This is a genomic window from Phocaeicola abscessus CCUG 55929, from assembly GCF_000312445.1.
Classification (GTDB): Bacteria; Bacteroidota; Bacteroidia; order Bacteroidales; family Bacteroidaceae; genus Phocaeicola; species Phocaeicola abscessus.
Genome location: NZ_HE997182.1, coordinates 493,117 through 512,347 on the forward strand (window position 1 = coordinate 493,117; position 19,231 = coordinate 512,347).

At 48.5% G+C, this 19,231-nt stretch carries 13 protein-coding genes; 9 read left to right on the top strand and 4 right to left on the bottom strand.

Going from position 1 to position 19,231, the window contains the following annotated elements; translation table 11 throughout:
• The first annotated feature begins 10 nt into the window (after positions 1–10).
• The 8 genes from BN102_RS02040 (at position 11) to BN102_RS02070 (ending at position 14,102) form a co-directional block, all read left to right on the top strand.
• Positions 11–3,103, top strand: a complete 3,093-nt coding sequence (locus BN102_RS02040; RefSeq protein ID WP_156810916.1) for a glycoside hydrolase domain-containing protein — start codon at positions 11–13, stop codon at positions 3,101–3,103.
• Positions 3,104–3,116: 13 nt separating this feature from the next.
• On the top strand, positions 3,117–4,541 hold the full coding sequence (locus BN102_RS02045) for a Gfo/Idh/MocA family oxidoreductase (RefSeq protein WP_019207399.1): 1,425 nt from the start codon (positions 3,117–3,119) through the stop codon (positions 4,539–4,541).
• An 8-nt stretch (positions 4,542–4,549) separates the two neighbouring features.
• Entirely contained in the window at positions 4,550–4,687 is a 138-nt protein-coding gene (locus BN102_RS10815) for a hypothetical protein (RefSeq protein ID WP_019207400.1), read from the top strand.
• Between the two features lie 11 nt (positions 4,688–4,698).
• Entirely contained in the window at positions 4,699–5,496 is a 798-nt protein-coding gene (locus BN102_RS02050; RefSeq protein WP_156810917.1) for a glycoside hydrolase family 16 protein, read from the top strand.
• A 20-nt stretch (positions 5,497–5,516) separates the two neighbouring features.
• Complete coding sequence (locus BN102_RS10665) at positions 5,517–6,698, top strand: alpha/beta hydrolase family protein (RefSeq protein ID WP_245545296.1); 1,182 nt, start codon at positions 5,517–5,519, stop codon at positions 6,696–6,698.
• A gap of 7 nt (positions 6,699–6,705) precedes the next feature.
• On the top strand, positions 6,706–7,470 hold the full coding sequence (locus BN102_RS10490) for a PIG-L deacetylase family protein (protein ID WP_019207403.1): 765 nt from the start codon (positions 6,706–6,708) through the stop codon (positions 7,468–7,470).
• 198 nt (positions 7,471–7,668) lie between these two features.
• Positions 7,669–10,899 (top strand): S41 family peptidase, encoded by a 3,231-nt coding sequence (locus BN102_RS02065; RefSeq protein WP_019207404.1) that lies wholly within the window; start codon positions 7,669–7,671, stop codon positions 10,897–10,899.
• Between the two features lie 98 nt (positions 10,900–10,997).
• Complete coding sequence (locus BN102_RS02070; protein ID WP_019207405.1) at positions 10,998–14,102, top strand: DUF5107 domain-containing protein; 3,105 nt, start codon at positions 10,998–11,000, stop codon at positions 14,100–14,102.
• Between the two features lie 86 nt (positions 14,103–14,188).
• Here BN102_RS02070 and BN102_RS02075 read toward each other — a convergent pair whose 3' ends face one another.
• The 4 genes from BN102_RS02075 to BN102_RS02090 all read right to left on the bottom strand — a co-directional run bounded on the left by BN102_RS02075 (position 14,189) and on the right by BN102_RS02090 (position 18,380).
• Positions 14,189–15,391: an ROK family transcriptional regulator gene (locus BN102_RS02075; protein ID WP_019207406.1), complete on the bottom strand. Its 1,203-nt coding sequence runs from the start codon at positions 15,389–15,391 to the stop codon at positions 14,189–14,191.
• A gap of 171 nt (positions 15,392–15,562) precedes the next feature.
• Positions 15,563–16,672, bottom strand: coding sequence for a DNA-processing protein DprA (gene dprA / locus BN102_RS02080; RefSeq protein ID WP_019207407.1), 1,110 nt, complete (start codon positions 16,670–16,672; stop codon positions 15,563–15,565).
• The gene (locus BN102_RS02085; protein WP_019207408.1) at positions 16,672–17,079 is read right to left on the bottom strand and encodes an acyl-CoA thioesterase; all 408 of its coding nucleotides are present in this window, start codon (positions 17,077–17,079) and stop codon (positions 16,672–16,674) included. Before BN102_RS02085 ends, dprA begins: the two co-directional genes overlap by 1 nt.
• Before the next feature lie 11 nt (positions 17,080–17,090).
• Positions 17,091–18,380 (bottom strand): DUF2851 family protein, encoded by a 1,290-nt coding sequence (locus BN102_RS02090; RefSeq protein ID WP_019207409.1) that lies wholly within the window; start codon positions 18,378–18,380, stop codon positions 17,091–17,093.
• 89 nt (positions 18,381–18,469) lie between these two features.
• Here BN102_RS02090 and dapB point away from each other — a divergent pair, with 89 nt between their 5' ends.
• A complete protein-coding gene (gene dapB, locus BN102_RS02095; protein ID WP_019207410.1) occupies positions 18,470–19,225 on the top strand; it encodes a 4-hydroxy-tetrahydrodipicolinate reductase in 756 nt (251 codons plus the stop codon).
• The last annotated feature ends 6 nt before the right edge of the window (positions 19,226–19,231 follow it).

Genomic DNA, 19,231 nt, shown 5'->3' on the forward strand with positions numbered 1-19,231 from the left:
CTCGATCACAATGAATAGGTCCCCAATCAAACAACTCTCTCTGATTGTCGTAGTCGCGTTTCTTAGCTGTTCCGCCTGCTGTTCTTCCACTGTTTTTCCCAATGGAGAGAGTGCTTATCTTTCCTGCGCTCCCGACGGCATTCCGTTTGTTGTTGCCGACAGCGCCTGGGCGGTAGATAAGTTGGGGAATCACCGGGCGGTAGTGTCCGTTTCGTCTCATAATGGAAATGCGGTGGTTGCGGTGCTTCCGTGGCGGCGCTCGGATTTGAACCCGGCGCGGAAGCGAATTGTGGTGTACGATGCGGCTACGGGTTTGTCTGTGCGGAATGTCAAGACTTACCGGGTTTCGGCCGAAAAGGGCGTGGTTGTTTTCCAACCGGCCGAAAAGGGTGGAATCTATCATATCTATTATCTTCCGTACGTTTTCAGGAGAGGATACGGTTCAGGACGATGGGATTCCAGGCCTTGGGAAGATTACGTACCTGCCTCGGGAAATAACAACTATTTCGAAAAAAATAGTGATACACCAGTGCCTCTTACCAGTGACAGGGCGAATATTCCTGCGCAAACGGCCGATACTAAGTGGCTGGCTTCCCTACCGGCGGATCCCGAAGCACTTGAGAAGGCGTCGGTTTTGCGTTTTGAAAGTCGGCTCCGCTTCGATTTTCCTACGCCGATGGGATTGATTGCCACCCGGGAGGAGACGAAAGATCTTCTCGCGCAACACCCCGAAAATCCGATTCTTTTTACCGAAGACCGTGCCTATCCCATCCGTCTGACGGATCGGATTCCCGTCCGTTGGATTGAAAACGGTCCCTCCGATACTTTCGAAGGCTCGGCGATGCGGAATGAATATTATGTCTGGCAAATAGGACTGTGGTCTCCCCGGGAAAAAACGACAAATGTGAGATTGACATTCTCCGACCTGATCGGCAAAAACGGAAGAATTGCCGCAAGTGAGATCACCTGTTTCAACCAGGAAGGTATCAATTGGGACGGCAATCCGCTCGAGTTTCGGATAGATGTGCAGAAAGGCAAGGTTCAGGCGCTCTGGTGCGGCGTGCAAATTCCTGACATGGCGCACCCCGGGAAATATAAGGGACGGGTTACGCTTACGGCGGACGGTATTCGGGAACGAATTCTCGATGTGACGATTCGGGTGCAGAAGGAAAGACTGAAAGACAGGGGAGAAGGAGAATTGTGGCGCCATGCGCGGTTGGCGTGGCTGAACTCCACGATCGGCATCGATGACGAACCGGTTGCTCCTTATCAAGCCATGGAGGTGGACTCGGAGAGGATACGGGCGACCGGGAAAACGCTGCTTCTTCAAGGCAACGGCCTTCCTCAGGCGATCGCCGTCAACGGCAAGGAAATTCTCGAGAAACCGGTCCGCTTTGTGGTAGAGACGCAAGGGGGCGACGTGACCTTCGACGCTTGCGGAGCAGCGCCTGAAAAGATTGCCGACGGATTGGCGATATGGCATACTTCCTCCAGGCAGCAAAGAATCCGTTTCGAGTGCGAAGGGCGCATGGAGTTCGACGGTTATATCCGCTACAAGATGAATGTTTCCTCTTTTGAACCAATTGCCGTTAAAGATATTCGGCTCCTTTGCGATTATACCCCACAGGCTTCGGAATATTTCATCGGGATCGGATATGAAAAATATAAGGGCGGTTTCCGTCCCGCCTGCTACAAGTGGAATTGGAACGGGCCTTGGGACAGTTTCTGGACAGGCGGAACCGATGCGGGCTTGCACCTCGAATTTCTCGGGGGGAGTTATCACGGCCCCTTGTTGGAAGACTATAAGCCGGCGCCTCCGAGAGCATGGTCGAACGGAGGCAAAGGATCGGTAGCTATCTTCGGAGCAAGGGGTAAACCGGCGCAAGCGGTTGCTGCAACGGGAAGTACAACTTTATCGCCCGAGCCCGAAACGTTCGAATTTGCCCTGATGATCACGCCCGTGAAACCGGTCAATACGTGGAAACATTTTTCGAAAAGATATTCGCACGGCAGCACGGGGATGGAAGAAGCGGCCATACAGGGAGCGAATGTTCAGAACCTGCATCATGCCACTCGACTGAATCCGGTCATTAATTATCCCTTTATCGTTCAGCAGCCGCTGATCGATTATATTCGCGAACAACACCGACACGACCGGAAAGTGAAACTCTACTATACCGTTCGTGAATTGTCGAACTTTGCCGCCGAAATATTCGCCCTGAAAAGTTTGAATCACGAGATTTTCCCTTCCGGATGGGGACACGGACTTCCCTGGCTTTGCGAGCATTTGACGGACGATTACAAGTTGGCCTGGTTCACCGAGATCGACGGCGATCAGTACGATGCTTCTCTCGTGGTAAACGGCTTTTCGAGGTGGATCAACTATTATTTGGAAGGATTGCGGTGGATGTTTCAGAACTACGAAATCGACGGCGTTTATCTGGACGATGTAGCTTACGACCGTCCCGTATTGAAACGGATGCGGAAAATCATGGAACAATACCGCCCCGGTTCGCTGATCGATCTGCATTCGCACGAACAGTATTCCATGGGGCCGGCCAATCAGTATATGGGCTTTTTCCCCTATATCGACCGCCTCTGGTTCGGCGAGGGATTCGATTATGAAAAGAAAAGGCCGGACGAGTGGCTGATCACTTTCTCTGGAATACCTTTCGGCTTGATGAGTGAAATGATCGAACGCGTGAATCCGTGGCTGGGGATGGTGTACGGAGCTACCGGACGTTACGGGTATGAAGAGAAATATTCTCCTGCGCCGGTATGGGCGCTGTGGCAATCTTTCGGAATAGAAGAGGCCGAAATGAAAGGATATTGGGTGAAGGATTGTCCTGTGAAAACATCGCATCCCCTTGTGAAGGCGACGGCTTATCTCAAACCGGGAGAGGGATTGATCTCCGTAGGCAATTTCGATAGCCGGAAGCAATCGGTGAAATTGACGTTCGATTGGGATACACTCGGCATTTCTCCCGAGACGGCGGTATTGATAGCACCCGAAATAGAGGGTTTTCAGCCCGCTGCCACCTTTAGGCTTCGTGAATCGATTCCTATCGAGGCGAAAAAAGGATGGTTGTTGATCGTAAAATAATACGGATATATCTATGACGATGAAAAATGAATACAACAAAATGTCGCGCAGAAGTTTTTTGACTTCTTCTGCAGCATTGACAGGTACTGCCCTGTGGGGACAAATCGCGCGCGCCGATGTCGGCACCGTCCTTCTCCCCGATTCTCGGGGAATACCGCCAGCCAAACCGGTGGACCCCGTAAAGAAGAAACGCCTCGCCATGGTCGGGCTGGGAAACCGCGGCGCAGGTACTTGGGGACGCGACGTGGCGAACAAGTATTTGGATTATGTGGAGTTCGTGGGCATCTGCGATATCAATGCCGGCAGGATGCAAACCTGGCAGGACTATGTGGGCCTGACCTGTCCCACGTATTCCGATTTCGAAAAGATGATGCAGGAAACCAAGCCCGACATGCTGATCGTCTGTACGGTGGATGCGACGCACGATTATTTTATCGTACGGGGAATGGAACTGGGCGCCGACGTCATCACCGAAAAACCGATGACCACTGACGAGAAAAAGATACAGGCCATCCTCGATGCCGAAAAGAGAACCGGAAAAGTCTGCCGCGTTACGTTTAACTACCGCTATTCTCCCCATCGCGTGAAAATATGGGAATTGTTGCGCTCGGGAGAGATAGGGGAAGTGACCTCGGCAGATTTTCACTGGTATCTGGACATCGAGCACGGCGCCGATTATTTTCGTCGCTGGCACCGAAAAGTGGAAAACAGCGGTTCGTTGCTAGTGCACAAGGCCTGCCACCACTTCGATCTGTTGAATTGGTGGCTCGACAGCGATCCGGAAAGCGTGTATGCCTTGGGAAGGCTCGACCACTACGGAAAAAACGGCTCTTTCCGCGCCGAAAATTGCAGAAGCTGCTTCCATACGAAGGAGTGTCCCTATTATTTCGACATCATGCGAGACGAGTTTCTGAAACTCATCTATGTGGATAACGAAAAATACGACGGTTACCTGAGAGACGGTTGCGTTTTCAAAAACGACATCGATATTTTCGATAAGATGGTGGCGACGATTAAATATTGCAACGGCGTACAGGTAGCCTATTCCTTGACCACTTATTCTCCTTATGAGGGCTATCGCATCGCATTCAATGGCACAAAGGGACGTATCGACGCTTGGATTCAGGAAAAGCGCCGTACCTCCGATGCCGATTACGATGAGATTGTCGTGTTCAGGAATTTTGAGAAGCGGCATTATGTGCAGATACCTTTGATTCAGACCGGACACGGAGGAGGCGATGTGCTGATGCAGGATCAGATCTTCTTGCCCGACGTTCCCGATCCGTATAGACAATGTGCCGGAAGTAGGGACGGAGCCTTGTCCTGCTTGGTCGGGATCGCCGCCCGTAACAGCATTGCTTCCGGCAAGCCGGAGTATATCGGAAGCTTGACATCAATCCGCCCGCAGAAAGAAAAACAGTATAAGCGGGTGTTGTAGCGCTATCGATGGTGAAAGCTTGGAAAGAGTGGTCGGCGATCGTCGCCGATAATGAGAAAGTACGGGAAAGAGAAGAGATCGAACTCATCGCGGGATACCGAGATCATCTGAATGACTTTAAGAAATATGTTTTATCCGCTCAATAATGTTTAATAAAATGAAAATGAAGCATCGAATTATGTTTACTCTTATGGCGATATTGGCCTTGATGGCCTGTACGCAGCAACAGACATCCGAAAAAAAATGGAAATTGGTATGGGAAGAGAATTTCGACGGCAATGCCATCGATGAAGACACGTGGACGAAAATACCGCGCGGAGGCAGCGATTGGAACAACTATATGAGCAGTTATGACTCCCTGTTTGCGGTGGAAGCGGGGAATCTTATTTTGCGCGGGATGAAAAATACTGTCCTCCCGAACGACACGGCGCCTTTCATTACCGGCGGCGTATTCAGTAAAGGCAGAAAAACGTTCGGATTGGGGAGGTTGGAAATCCGGGCCAAACTCAACGGTGCGAAAGGAGCATGGCCTGCTTTCTGGATGCTGACGGACGAAGCGCCCTATCCTCATGGCGGCGAAATCGATGTAATGGAACGCTTGAATGACGACGATATCGCGTATCAGACCGTGCACAGCCATTATACGCTCGACCTTGGAATGAAAGATCCGCCGCAGGGAAGCACCGGTCCTATCGATAGGAACGGTTACAATATTTACGTGCTGGAAAAACATGCCGACAGCCTCTGCTTTTTTGTGAATGATATGCATACGTTTACCTACCCGAGGATTCGGACCGACAAGAAAGGACAGTTCCCCTTCGCCAATTACCGGCATTATCTGCTCTTGGACATGCAACTCGGGGGGAAATGGGTCGGTACCGTAGAGCCGGACGATTTGCCTGTGGAGATGTATATCGACTGGGTGCGTTTTTATGAGCTGGATTCGCAAGAATGATTATAACGCTGTTAAACAAGATGAGAGGATTAACCGCGATGAATCGAGTAAAGGGAATAGCGTCCTTTCTGCTGATCGTTTTATTGGGGCAGTGTAAAGGACGGGCGCTTCAAGAGAGCGGTATCGCACCGGAACGAAAAGATAGGAGTATGGAATGCGTGCCGGGTTTCAATGCCCTCGATTATTTCTGCGAATTGTACGAAAATGCGGAGATGAAATATGCTTTCCATGGAAAGGACAAGGCGGATTTCATTGCCTGGCAGAAAACATTTCGACCCCGGTTGATGGAAAAATTGGGAATTGCAAAGATTGCTTCTCAACTGAAAGATTTTGAACCCAAAGCGAAGAAAATCGATTCCGAAGACATCGGTTTTGCCCTCAGAGAACGCTGGGTGATCTGGACGGAGCCGACCGTGCCGTTACCCTTCATCATCCTGTTTCCCAAAGAGAGAAAGGACAAGTATCCGTTGATGATCTCTCCTCACGGACACGGGAAGAATACCGAAGCATATGCCGGGATATATCATTCCGAAGAAGAAAGACGAGAAGAACTGGAAGGCGAGTACGATATCTCCGTGCAGGCGGTCAAACGGGGGTTCATCGCCATTGCGCCGACCACACGAGGGTTCGGGAAAACGCGTACTGCGCAGGATATCGAAAACGGCGCCCTCTCTTCCTGTCGGACGTTGCTGATGCACGACCTGTTGGTCGGGCGCACTCCTATCGGCGACCGGGTATGGGATGTGATGAAACTGATCGATTGGGCATTGGAAAAGTTGCCGGTGGATGCGTCGAAAATCGTGGTGTACGGCAATTCCGGGGGTGGTACGGTCAGTTTGTTTGCCGGTGCCTGCGATACCCGTATTGCCGCGTCGATGCCTTCTTCCTATTTCTGTACTTTTACCGGAAGTATCGGCTCGATACATCATTGCGATTGTAATTATATTTCGGGAATACTGGATTACGGAGAGATGTCTGACATTGCCGGACTGACCGCTCCGCGCCTGTTTGGTGCAACCAACGGTCGATACGACGAGATTTTTCCGGCTGTCGAAACGAAAAAAGCTTTCGTTCATTTACAGGAAATATATGCTGCCGCCGGTGTTCCCGCTAACTGCGAACTCTATTTCGGCGAAGGAGGGCATCGGGTTTATCGGGACGGAGCGTACGATTTTTTAAAAAGACACGGATTTTGCAATTAATTTACCGATGATGAAATCGATTTCAAGAAGAAAAATGCTTCAATTAGCAGGTGCGACTGCTGGAATGAGTATTTTTGGTTTACCTGTTTTCAGTGCGGGAGAACAGTATAGAACGCAAATCAGAAAAACAGCGAAAATAATAGTTGTCGGAGCACATCCCGACGATGCCGAAACGGGATGCGGAGGCACTGTCGTCTTGCTTTCGCGTGCCGGTTACGAGATTGTTTCTTGTTATTTGACACATGGCGAAGCCGGTATAGAGGGAAAAACACAGGAAGAAGCGGCGCGCATCCGCATGGCGGAGGCCTTGAAAGCGTGCGAAATAATGGGGGCAAGGGCGGAATTTCTGAGTCAGACCGACGGCAATTGTGAGATTACTTCTGCGCGTTATGTCGAAATGTACGATTTTATCCGCAAGGAGAGTCCCGATGTTGTGCTGACCCATTGGCCGATCGACGGACATCGGGATCATCGGATCTGTTCGATCTTGGTTTACGATGCCTGGTTGAAAATGAATCGCCCGTTCGAATTGTATTATTTCGAAGTGGAGTCGGGGCAGCAAACTCAGCTGTTCGCCCCTACGGATTTTGTGAATATCGATTCGGTGGTGGAGGAAAAACACCGCGCCTGCCGTTGTCATGTCAGTCAACACATGGACGAGGTCTTTGGCATGTACCACGATCGGATGGAACAATTCCGCGGGTTGCAGAACCGTTGTAAATATGCGGAGGCTTTTGTAAAACACCATCAGGTTCCTCCTTCTTTTTTGTGAAAAGGCCGTTGCCGAAGTCGGCAAAACTTCAGTTGGGTATCGTTCCGAACGGACGTATGCTTTTTTATTTCGAACAAGTGTAAACGGAATGAAAAGGAGAGAGGGGGATCCTCCACTTTCAACAGAAAACCGGACGAAAAAAAGCCGTTCTCGAGAAAAAGCAGTAAATTTGACCCAATAAAAATAAAATGGTCGATTATGAAAAAGAAAATTCTTTTCTCTTTGATGTGGATGGGATGGATAGGGTTTGCTTCCGCCCAAGAAGCGCGATTGCTCCGCTTTCCTACGACAAACGGAACAGATGTGGTATTTTCTTACGGAGGCGATTTGTATAAAGCCCCGTTGAATGGCGGCGACGCTACGCGGCTTACCTCGCATGTGGGATACGAAATGTTCGCCCGTTTTTCGCCGGACGGAAAAGCGATCGCCTTTACAGGTCAGTACGACGGGAATACGGAAGTCTATTTGATTTCGGCCAATGGAGGGGAACCGATCCGGTTGACGTATACGTCGACCAATCGCCGCGATGATTTAGGCGACCGGATGGGGCCGAATAACATCGTGATGACGTGGACTGCCGATGGGAAGCGGATTGTTTACCGCAATCGCATTGGTGACGGTTTTGAAGGAAAGCTCTGGACAATCTCCAAAGACGGCGGCATGTCGGAACAGATCCCCTTGCCCGAAGGGGGCTTTTGCAGCTATTCGCCGGACGGAAAGAAAATGGCTTATAATCGAGTCATGCGCGAATTCCGTAATTGGAAATACTATCGGGGAGGGATGGCGGACGATATCTGGATTTATGATCCTTCGGCAGAGAAAGTGGATAACATCACCGAAAATCCAGCACAGGATATCATCCCCATGTGGATTGGCGACGAAATCTTCTTCCTTTCGGACAGGGACAGGCGGATGAATATCTTTGTCTATCATACGAAGACCAAGCAAACCGAGAAAGTGACGGACTTCAGCGACTACGACGTGAAATTTCCGAGTACTAACGGACAGCTGATTGTTTTTGAAAACGGCGGTTATCTGTATAAACTTGACCCGAAGACACGGCAATCGACGAAAATCAGAATCACGTTGAATGCCGATCATCTTTACGCCCGCAGCGAACTGAAACAGGTGAGCAAAAACCTTACGACGGCAAGTATTGCCCCTGACGGAAACCGGTTGGTTGTTACAGCCCGTGGAGAAGTGTTCGACGTTCCGGTTAAGGAAGGCGTCACCCGAGATATTACCCGTACCCCCGGAGCCAACGAACGTGGAGCGGACTGGAGTCCGGATGGGAAATACATCGCTTATATCAGTGATAAGACGGGGGAGACGGAAATCTGGCTGCAGGCGGTCGATGAAAACGAACCGATACAGCTAACCGAGCACAACGATACCTATATCCGTCGGTTGAAGTGGAGTCCGGACAGCAAGAAAATGTTGTATACCGACCGACGGAACCGAATCGTAGAAGTGGATGTTGCATCGAAATCGAAACGAACCTTGCTGCAGAACCCGGAAGGAGAATTCTACGAGGTGGAATATTCGCCCGACGGCAAATGGATCACGTATACCAAATCGGGGACTAACAATATGAGTGTCGTGTACGTGTATGATATCGCTTCCGGTAAGGAATATCCGGTGACGGAAAAATGGTATGATTCCTCTTCCCCCGCATTCAGTCGGGATGGAAAGTATTTGATTTTCTCTTCGGAACGCGACTTGAATCCGACCTACAGCAGCGTGGAATGGAACTACGCCTACAATCGGATGGGCGGCGTGTATATGGCGTTATTGGCCAAGGATACGCCTTCACCGTTCTTGGAGAAAGACGACAAGGTGAACGTGAAAAAAGAAGGTACGCCGGCGGATAAGGATGAGAAATCCGAATCGAAAGCAGACAAGCCGATGAAGATCGATACCGACGGGCTGCCCGGACGATTGATTAAATTGCCGTTGTCAGCCAATTATTACGGTAATTTCTATTCCGACGGAAAAAAGATCTGGTATGCGGCCGGACGGGACACGAAGGTATATGATTTGAATGAACAAAAAGAGGAAACGGTGGCCGAAGGCGCTTCGATGGATGTATCGGCGGACGGAAAAAAGGCATTGTTCTACAAGCAGGGAGAAATCTATGTGAATGATTTTCCATGCAATAAGGCTTCGTTGGAAAAAGCCGTTAACCTGAAGCATATGGTCGCTCCGGTGGATTATTCGAAAGAATGGCCGCAAATCTTCGATGAGACTTGGCGGGCTTACCGTGACGGCTTTTATTTGGAGAACATGCACGAGGTAGACTGGAAAGCATTGAAGGAAAAATATGGGCAGCTGGTGCCTTATGCCAAGACACGTATCGATTTGAATTATATCATTGCAGGAATGATTGCCGAATTGGCTTGCGGCCATGCTTATATCAATCCCGGACAGACGCCGCGTCCGGAGAAAATCTCGATGGGCTTGCTCGGAGCGGAATTGAGCCGCGACAAGAGTGGCTATTACCGCATCGATAAAATCCTTCCGGGAGCCGTTTACAGCAAAGAGCTTCGTTCGCCGCTGACAGAGCAAGGACTGGATGTGAAAGAAGGCGATTACATCGTGGCTGTGGATGGCATATCGACGAAATCTGTCGATAATATCTATAAATTGCTCGTGGGCAAAGCTGATGTTTTGACGGAATTGAGCGTTAGCGGCTCGCCTTCCGAGAAAGAGACGAGGAAGGTGGTGGTGAATCCGATAGAAAACGAATATCCTTTGTACCATTATAATTGGGTGCAGGATAATATCAGGAAAGTAGAAAAGGCGACCCACGGTCGGGTCGGTTATATCTATATCCCGGATATGGGCGTGGAAGGTTTGAACGAGTTCGCCCGTTATTTTTACCCTCAATTGGATAAGGAAGCGTTGATCATCGACGACCGCGCCAATGGAGGAGGCAACGTATCGCCAATGATCATCGAGCGCTTGCTTCGCCAACCGTACCGAATGACTATGAGGCGAGGTTCGACGAAGACCGGTACGATACCGGACGCGACGCAGGTAGGTCCTAAAGTGTTGTTGATCAATAAGTATTCCGCTTCCGACGGGGATCTGTTCCCGTGGAGCTTCAAGGCGAATAAAATCGGAAAGGTTATCGGCACTCGTACGTGGGGAGGTATCATCGGTATCAGCGGTTCTTTGCCTTATATGGACGGAACGGATGTACGTGTTCCTTTCTTCACCAATTACGATGCGAAGACGGGAGAGTGGATCGTAGAGAACCACGGTGTCGATCCGGATATTCTGATTGACAACGACCCGATAAAGGAGCAGATGGGTGAAGATCAGCAGTTGAACAAAGCTATCGAAGTGGCGTTGGAAGAATTGAAAACCCGTCAGCCGCTGCCTAAGGTACCGGCTCCGCGAACTTTTAAGGACTTGGGTGTAGAGTAAGTATCGAAAAAATAAAGGTTTATTCATTATTATAAATACAACTAAATAGTATGATCATGAAGCATGTTTTTTTAACAGTGTGTTTAGTAATAAGTGTTATGCAAGGGTTGGCGCAGGCGACGGTGAAGGAAATCAGTCAGTCTGTGAAGACGTATCCCTTTTCCGATCCGAATCCTGTAGCAGAGCCGTCCCGTTCTATCTATCCTTACTTTCGCTTCGACGGATATACCGTTCAGGGGACAGATCGAAATTGGAAAGTAGTGAAGTTGGAGAATCCGTATATAAAGGTCACCCTTTTACCGGAAGTAGGGGGGAAAATATGGGGAGCCGTCGATAAGACGACAAATCGGGAATTCGTTTATCAAAACAATGTAATGAAATTCCGAAATATTGCCATGCGCGGACCTTGGACTTCCGGCGGCATCGAATTCAATTTCGGTATTATCGGTCATGTCCCTTCTACGGCTACTCCCGTCGATTATCTGACCGAAAAGAAGGGTGACGGCAGTGCGAGTTGTTATATCTCTTCGTATGAATGGGTCACTCATACTTGGTGGACGGTTGAGGTGAATGTCCCAGCCGATAAGGCTTATTTTACCACCCGTACCGTTTGGCATAACGGCTCGGATATCGATCAACCCTACTATCAATGGATGAATGCCGGTTATCAGGCCGACGGGGATGCCGAATTCTGTTATCCGGGAACGAATTATATCGGGCATGGGGGCGATTTGCATTCGTTTCCTTACGATCCGGAAGGGCGTCATATCGGAACTTATAAGGGAAACAATTCCGGCTCTTCTTCCTCTTTTCATGTCTTGGGCAAGTATAATGATTTCTATGGCGTCTATTGGCATGATAACGGTTTCGGTTCCGTTCATTATGCGGATTATGTGGATAAGTTAGGCATGAAGATCTTCTTGTGGGGAATAGCTCGTCGAGGCGCTATTTGGGAAGATTTGTTGACCGATGGTCACGGTCAGTACATCGAGCTGCAATCGGGAAGAATGTTCAATCAGCCGGCAGAAGAGAGCGGATATACTCCTTATAAGCACACTGCTTTTGCTCCTCAAGGTACGGATGATTGGACGGAGTATTGGTTTCCCGTCGAGCATATCGGGAATGTCTTGAAAGCAAACAACTACGGCGCCTTGAATGTGATGCGTGAGGACGGTCGGCTGAAGATCCTTTTCTCTCCTTTGCAGGAACTGAATACGGAGATGAAAGTATATGACGACGATCGACTGGTGAAAACGTTCCCTTTCCGGACGGAGGTGTTGAAAGTGTGGGAAAATGAGATCCCTTTGACGGGCTCTTTGCAGCATGAGGGAACACTGAAAATTCGGATAGGAAACCATTTGTTAACATATTCGGAAAAACCTTCTGATAATATCCTGCATCGGCCGAAAGAGACACCGACGGATTTCGATTGGACTTCGGTTTACGGTTTGTATTTGAAAGGAGAACAGTTGTTGAATCAGAAAAATTTCTCGAAGGCGGAGATGAATTTAAAAAATTGTCTGGAGAAAGATCCCCACTATATGCCTGCTCAGTATTGCTTGGCTTCCCTGTATTATCGTGAAGGAAAGTACAAAGAAGCGTTGGAGCTTTGTAGGAAAGCCTTGTCCGTCAATGCTTATGACGGGAAGACGAATTATTTGTACGGACTTTGTAATCGGATTTTAGGGAATGTCATCGATGCGAAGGACGGCTTCTCTGTGGCCTCGCGTTCGACAGAGGTTCGGAGTGCGGCTTATGAAAAGCTGGCGGAAATGTTTGTGGCTGACGAGGATTATGTGAAAGCGGCGCATTTCGCCTCGTTGTCCTTGGAATCGAATGCAAAGAACTTAAGCGCCGAACGGTTGCTTATGACGATTTATCGGAAGTCGAATCAGAGTGCCAAAGCGAGAGACTTGATCGAAAAGGTGTTGAAGGATGAACCGCTGTATCATCCGGTACGTTACGAAGCTTACAAGTCGGGTGTGATCAGCAAGACTGATTTCACTGCTGCTATCCGGAACGAATTGGTTCAGGAAGTATATATGGAGTTGGCCAACGAATATGAAGAGATCGAGAGCTATGAGGATGCCATCGAACTGCTTTCGATGATCGACTCTTATCCGATTGCAACGTATAAACGGGCTTATTTGCTTGCCCTGACGGGGAAGACGGAAGAAGCTTCTTCGCTGTTGAAAGAGAGCGATAGCGAATCTCCCTTGCTGGTATTCCCGCATCGCCCTTCTACCTTAATCTCCCTGAATTGGGCGGCCGACCGATCGAAGAATTGGAAGATCGATTATTACCGCGCATTGATTTACTGGGCGAATCGACAAACCGATAAAGCGAAAGTGCTCTTGGAGGGCTGCGAGAACGTCGATTTTGCTCCGTTTTATCTGACCCGCGCCTCGTTGCGTAGCGGAGAAGCGAAGTTGGCCGACCTGAAAAAAGCGGAACAGATGGAGAAATCGTGGCGGGTCGGTTTCGCTTTGCAGCATTACTACATGGAACAGAAGGATTGGAAGAACGCTGAAAAAATCGGTAGGAAATATATGAAACTTTATCCGGGGAATTATATCATCGGTTTGAAATATGCAAACGTGTTATGTCAGTTAGGACAAAACGACAAATGTATTTCTCTGTTGAGCGGGTTGACCGTATTGCCTAATGAAGGTGCTTGGGAAGGGCGCGTCGTTTATCGCAGGGCGCATCTGAACAAAGCTGTCGACTGTTTGAATAAAGGGAAGGGGCGAGCAGCTCAGAAAGAGATCGAAGCGTCCGAGATCTGGCCGGAGAACTTAGGTGTAGGTAAACCTTTCGATCGTTATAACGATACTCGTTTGGAGAATTATTTGGCTGCCGAGGCTCAAGAAAAATTGGGCGATAAAGAAAAGGCGATAGCATTTTATCGAAAAGTGACCGACTATAAGAGCGACGCCACTTATTTCAAATCGGCCGATTTGTTGAATGCGCTTTCTCTGAAGGCTTTAGGAAAACAACAGGAAGCTGACGCCTTGGTGAAGACGTGGGCAAAATACGGTGACGATATCATGGCTCGATGCTGTACGGCTATTTATCAAGGCGACGCGGCAAAGGCAAAGATATGGTTGGACGCCTACAAATCTCCTTCGGAAGTTGCTCCTTGGGAATCTTCACATCGGGATTCCGACTTTGAGCTCGTGATGGATTTGTTTACGAAAAAGTGAGTCGTCTCTTTGTAAGCGAAACGGTTGGGGCAAAATGAAAGTTTTGGCACAGCCGTTTCGCTTTCTCTGAAAGATTGTCGAAAGGCTCAATCGAAAATACGAGCTCTTGCAATTGTACAGGCGCCGACGATGCCAGCTTTATCGACCAACGTGGAACAAACGATCTGCGAATCTTCGTTGACGATGTTCAGCGAGTATTTTTTGATCGCCATCTTTATCGGTTGCGTCAGATAGTCGCCTGTTTTGGCAAGCGAACCGCCGATGACCAACATGTCCGGATTGAAGAGATTGATGATGCCGGCAAGGTTTTTCCCCAACTTGTCAGCAATCTCTTCGATGGTGTCGATACAAACCAAATCTTCTTTATTGATAGCTTCGATCATATCGTTTAGCGTCATCTGCTCTCTTTTGGCAACCCGGTCGGATAAAATCGATTTCTCGCCGTTCGAAATTCTTTTCAGAAGGATCCGATGGAGGGCTCTTCCGGAAACCTCCGTTTCCAAGCATCCTTTCTTTCCGCAGTGGCAGAGTATTTCATTGTCGAATGCTTTCATGTGCCCTAATTCCCCCGAGAAGCCGGATTTGCCGGCATAGATCTTCCCATCGATGATAATGCCCATGCCAAGTCCCCAACTGACATTGATAAAAATGACATTCTTCTGACGTCTGGAAACTCCTGCCACATATTCTCCGTAGGTCATGGAACGGGTGTCATTGTCGATGCAGACCATCAGTCCGATCTTTTCGCTGAATATATCGGCCAACGGCCTGTTGGAGAAGTTGAAGATGCTGTAACTGTACCCTTTGATATGGTTGACGCGCCCGGGAATATTGATGCAAATGTTCAGTATGAGGCTCTTATCGATGTTGGTTTCTTCGATAAAACTTTTTACAATTTCGCAAAGGATATCCAAGGCTTCGGGCGTATTTTCGAATTCGTAGGGGATGTTCGTTCTCTCTTTGATCATGTCGCCTTTAAAGTCGATTAACCCTATGTTTACGAAAGAATCGCCGGGGTCAACTCCGATGAAATACCCCGAATCCGGATTGAGCGAATGAAGGGCGGGCTGTCGGCCGCTGTTGTTCTCCTTCTTTCCCGATTCGACGATGATTCCTTTCGCCGTAAGGTCATTGACAAGTTTCGTAACGGTAGGTATGCTCACGCGGAATTCTTTGGCCATCTCCGTGATCGTGGCGCTTCCGTTGTAGATAAGGTGGCGGAGTATTCTTTTCTTCTGAAGACTTCTTTTGCTGTTTCCGCTGATTTCTTTGACTAAAGATGCATTCATTAATCAGTTAATTTAATTCTTTAAATTGAGGTTCAAAAATAATTAAAAATTTTGATAATCCTTTTGGGGATCGAAAAATATTGGCGGAATAGCACTTAATATCGATATGAAGGGCGTGCAACAGTAATTTTCCGTCGGCTTTCTGTTCTTTTCGTGTGAAATGTTTCTATGTTAATTTACCATCCTGTACATTCCTCCGGCTTGTGCGCGAATGATACCTTTCATTTCCAACCCGAAGAGCAGAACACTTATTCGATGGACGGGGATGTTGGTCTCGACGACCAGGGTATTGATTTGCAATCCCTCGGTTGCCCGTTGTAATCGATCCACGACGGCTTGTTCTTCCTCGTTTAAATTGGGAAAGAGTTGCCGCTGTATCACTTGGGGTTTGGCATTGCCCGTGTTCCATCCCATCGTTTCGATAAAATCCTTTGCAGAGGTGATCAATCCCGCTTTGTTATTCTTTATCAAGTTGTTGCATCCCGCAGAAAACTCGTCGTTGATTCTGCCGGGAAAAGCGAAACAATCCCGCTGATAACTCCCTGCGAGCTCTGCCGTAATCAAAGCCCCTCCTTTTATCGCCGATTCCACAATGATGGTCGCATCGCTCATGCCTGCGACAATGCGGTTTCGCATGACGAAATTCTGTCTGTCGGGATTGGTCCTCGTCAGGAATTCGGTGAGGAGGCCTCCCTGCTCGATCATCTTTATGGCCGTACCGCGATGTAGTGAGGGGTACAGCCGATCGAGCCCGTGTGCTAAGACTCCGATGGTATCGTATCCGTTTTCCAAGGCTGCTCGATGGGAGCAAACGTCGATGCCGTAGGCCAATCCGCTTACCACGAGCAGGTCGGGAAGGAAGGTTGACAGATCTGACAGGAAATGCGAACAGATATCCTGCCCGTACGAGGTCGCTCTACGGGTTCCTACCATAGTAATCACCTTCGGTGCATTCATGTCGGCTTTACCGCGATAGAATAAAACGATCGGCGCATCGTCGCATTCGCGCAGGCGCGAGGGATAATCTTCGTCTTGCATCGTTAGGCAACGTATTTGATTCTTTTCGATGAACTTCATCTCTTCTTCTGCGCGCAGAAAAGCATTAGGACAGGATAGCGAATCCGCCATCTTTTTATTCATCGTCGGAAACCTGTCCTTCAATTCGGCCTTTTGCTCAAAAACGGCTTGGGCGCTTCCCATGGCGGTGATCAAATGTCGTGCGTGGGCCGGGCCTATTCCGGGAATACAGCTCAAGACGATACTGTAGAAACGCTCATCCATCAGGTTTGGAAATAAGGAGTGAAAGTTCGGTCGAAAAGCTCACTTGTACGAAGTTTGCCGTCGATAATGCATACGCATTCCACTACCGATTTAATGATTGTTTTCATATCGGACAGCCGATAAATATCTTGGTAGAATACATATTTGATACCATCTTTGCAGAGATTCAACTTGGAGACGAATTCTTCACCGCTACGCAAGGGGGTTTTGAACGAGATGGTTAACCGTGCCACCACGGGATCGACTCCTTCTTCGTGCAATCGGGCGAAACTCAGGCCTACAGCGGCGAGAAATTCATGACGGGTATGTTCGATGTAATGTTGGTAATTGGCATTGTTGACAATACCTTGAAGATCGCACTCGTAATCGCGAACCTTCATCTTTAATTCGTAAATATAATCCTTCATTGTTTGCAAAGCTAATCTTTTTTCGGAATAGTCGTGGAATTACGTTTCAAATATTCGTATCCGATGCGGCAAAATAAACATTTTTTCTTATCGCAGTATGCTTTCTTCAATTGGATTAAGGCTTGCGAATCTCCTGCATGCGTCGCGGTTATTCCACATGCTTCCCACATCCGGGTGATGTGATTGTATTCGGGAGGCAATTCTTCTAAGAGTTTCCCGGCGCGCAGACAAAGGTTTTCATCCGATTTATGATGGCCGTACGCATAGAGAAAAGTAACGATTGTATTGATGATGATGAGATTCAGTGAATTGTCGCTCAAGGTTTTCGGACAGTTTGGCGAGCTGCCTCCGAAAGTATAATGCGTCACCCAATATTCGGAAGTTCCTCCTCTGAAGAGATCACGCAGTTTTTTCAAGGTATCCGCTTCCGTCACTTGCGAGATCAACCCATAAGAACGGTGGTACAGGCAAGCTAATTGAGCGATCCGAACATGGGGGAAGTTGGCTGGGCGCAACCGGAGGAATTTCCATAGATTCCCGTTCATGGGGGTGAGTTGAAACTTGTAGGCCAGAAAGTCGTACTCCTTTTTCAGGTGTAAATAGTAGGCGTCTCCTTTTGTCTCTTCCAAAATACCTGCCTGACCGAAGAATAAAGCTTCCACTTGAAAGAGGTTGTCCCGATGTTTATCCAATGCGCGTAGAGGGAGGATGTTCGCCCATGTTTCGAACGCTTCGCCGTTGATTCCGAAGCCGAAATTTCGAGATAGGGTGATGAAGAATGCATCTTCCCAATTTCCGTTGCAGCGGTCGATCCGTTCTTTCAATTGTTCGGTCTTTTTTTCGAAACGTTCTAGTTGCAACGCCGCCATCCAAGAATGAATGAATAAATCGGATAGGGACGGGATAATGCGATAACACGGAGGATAGGCGTCGGAGTCAAATAGTTCGCGATAATTGTTCCGAACGTAATCCGGACAAGTCATTTGGAGCTGCGGTATAAGTTCGCCGTTGCTTCGTCTTATCTTGACGTCTACAGTTTCCGCTATGTGAAGGATGACCGAATCGTAGCACAAATCTTTGTCATGCCCGTGGAGAAACCAGTCTGAAGTTCGGTCGTGTATTTCTACGTTGCCGATCCAAAGCACGTCGTCGATTTTTACCTTCGCGTTGAAAAAGTCGGGCCCCGCATCGGTATTTTGCAATCCCACATCGATGATTTCGAGTGCCTGACCGTCGGTAGTCCACAGTGTTGTAAGAGGGAAGATCTTGTGTTTCCAGCAATAGTGTAGGAGTCGTTCCATGTTAATGAGTTGTAAATAATGGACAAATGTAACGATTTACATTTGAAATCACTAACTTTGCGACAAGTATATTTAGAAAAAGTAGAACGATGAGATTGGCATTGATAGGGTACGGAAAAATGGGGCATGAAATCGAGAAAATCGCAAGAGCTCGCGGTCATGAGATCGTTTCCGTCATCGACAAGGATAATGTGGAAGACATCGACTCAGAGGCATTTGGACGTGCGGAGGTGGTTATTGAATTCACCTCGCCCGATACGGCCTATGCCAATTGCATGAAAGCTTTTGAAAGAGGGAAGAAAGTCGTATCTGGAAGCACTGGTTGGATGGATCGGCATGGGGATGAAATGAAAAGACGTTGCAAGGAGGAACATCGAACCTTGTTCTGGTCTTCCAATTTCAGCTTGGGTGTCTATGTTTTCTTTACGGTGAATAAATACTTGGCTCATATCATGGATAACTTTCCGAACTATGATGTTTCAATGAGTGAGACACACCATATCCATAAACTGGATGCTCCAAGCGGTACGGCTATTACGTTAGCCGAAGAAATTCTGAAGTGTATCTCCCGTAAAACCAAATGGGTGGAAGGAACGCGGCAAGCACCTGACGGAACCGTATCGGCCGCCACGTGTGGCGGTCCTGAAGAATTGTCGATCGACTCTATCCGTACGGGCGAGGTACCTGGCATTCATTCCGTCCGTTACGATTCAGAGGCCGACCGCATTACCTTTACCCACGAGGCGAAGAATCGGAAAGGTCTGGCGTTAGGAGCGGTGCTTGCTGCCGAGTTTACGGCCGATCACGAAGGTTTTCTGAAGATGGAGGACTTGTTTCAATTTTAAGATGCA

Coding starts and splice junctions, on each gene's coding strand:
- BN102_RS02040 (WP_156810916.1), top strand. CDS start 11: ATGAATAGGTCCCCAATCAAACAACTCTCTCTGATTGTCGTAGTCGCG.
- BN102_RS02045 (WP_019207399.1), top strand. CDS start 3,117: ATGACGATGAAAAATGAATACAACAAAATGTCGCGCAGAAGTTTTTTG.
- BN102_RS10815 (WP_019207400.1), top strand. CDS start 4,550: ATGGTGAAAGCTTGGAAAGAGTGGTCGGCGATCGTCGCCGATAATGAG.
- BN102_RS02050 (WP_156810917.1), top strand. CDS start 4,699: ATGAAAATGAAGCATCGAATTATGTTTACTCTTATGGCGATATTGGCC.
- BN102_RS10665 (WP_245545296.1), top strand. CDS start 5,517: ATGAGAGGATTAACCGCGATGAATCGAGTAAAGGGAATAGCGTCCTTT.
- BN102_RS10490 (WP_019207403.1), top strand. CDS start 6,706: ATGATGAAATCGATTTCAAGAAGAAAAATGCTTCAATTAGCAGGTGCG.
- BN102_RS02065 (WP_019207404.1), top strand. CDS start 7,669: ATGAAAAAGAAAATTCTTTTCTCTTTGATGTGGATGGGATGGATAGGG.
- BN102_RS02070 (WP_019207405.1), top strand. CDS start 10,998: ATGCAAGGGTTGGCGCAGGCGACGGTGAAGGAAATCAGTCAGTCTGTG.
- BN102_RS02075 (WP_019207406.1), bottom strand. CDS start 15,391: ATGAATGCATCTTTAGTCAAAGAAATCAGCGGAAACAGCAAAAGAAGT.
- dprA (WP_019207407.1), bottom strand. CDS start 16,672: ATGGATGAGCGTTTCTACAGTATCGTCTTGAGCTGTATTCCCGGAATA.
- BN102_RS02085 (WP_019207408.1), bottom strand. CDS start 17,079: ATGAAGGATTATATTTACGAATTAAAGATGAAGGTTCGCGATTACGAG.
- BN102_RS02090 (WP_019207409.1), bottom strand. CDS start 18,380: ATGGAACGACTCCTACACTATTGCTGGAAACACAAGATCTTCCCTCTT.
- dapB (WP_019207410.1), top strand. CDS start 18,470: ATGAGATTGGCATTGATAGGGTACGGAAAAATGGGGCATGAAATCGAG.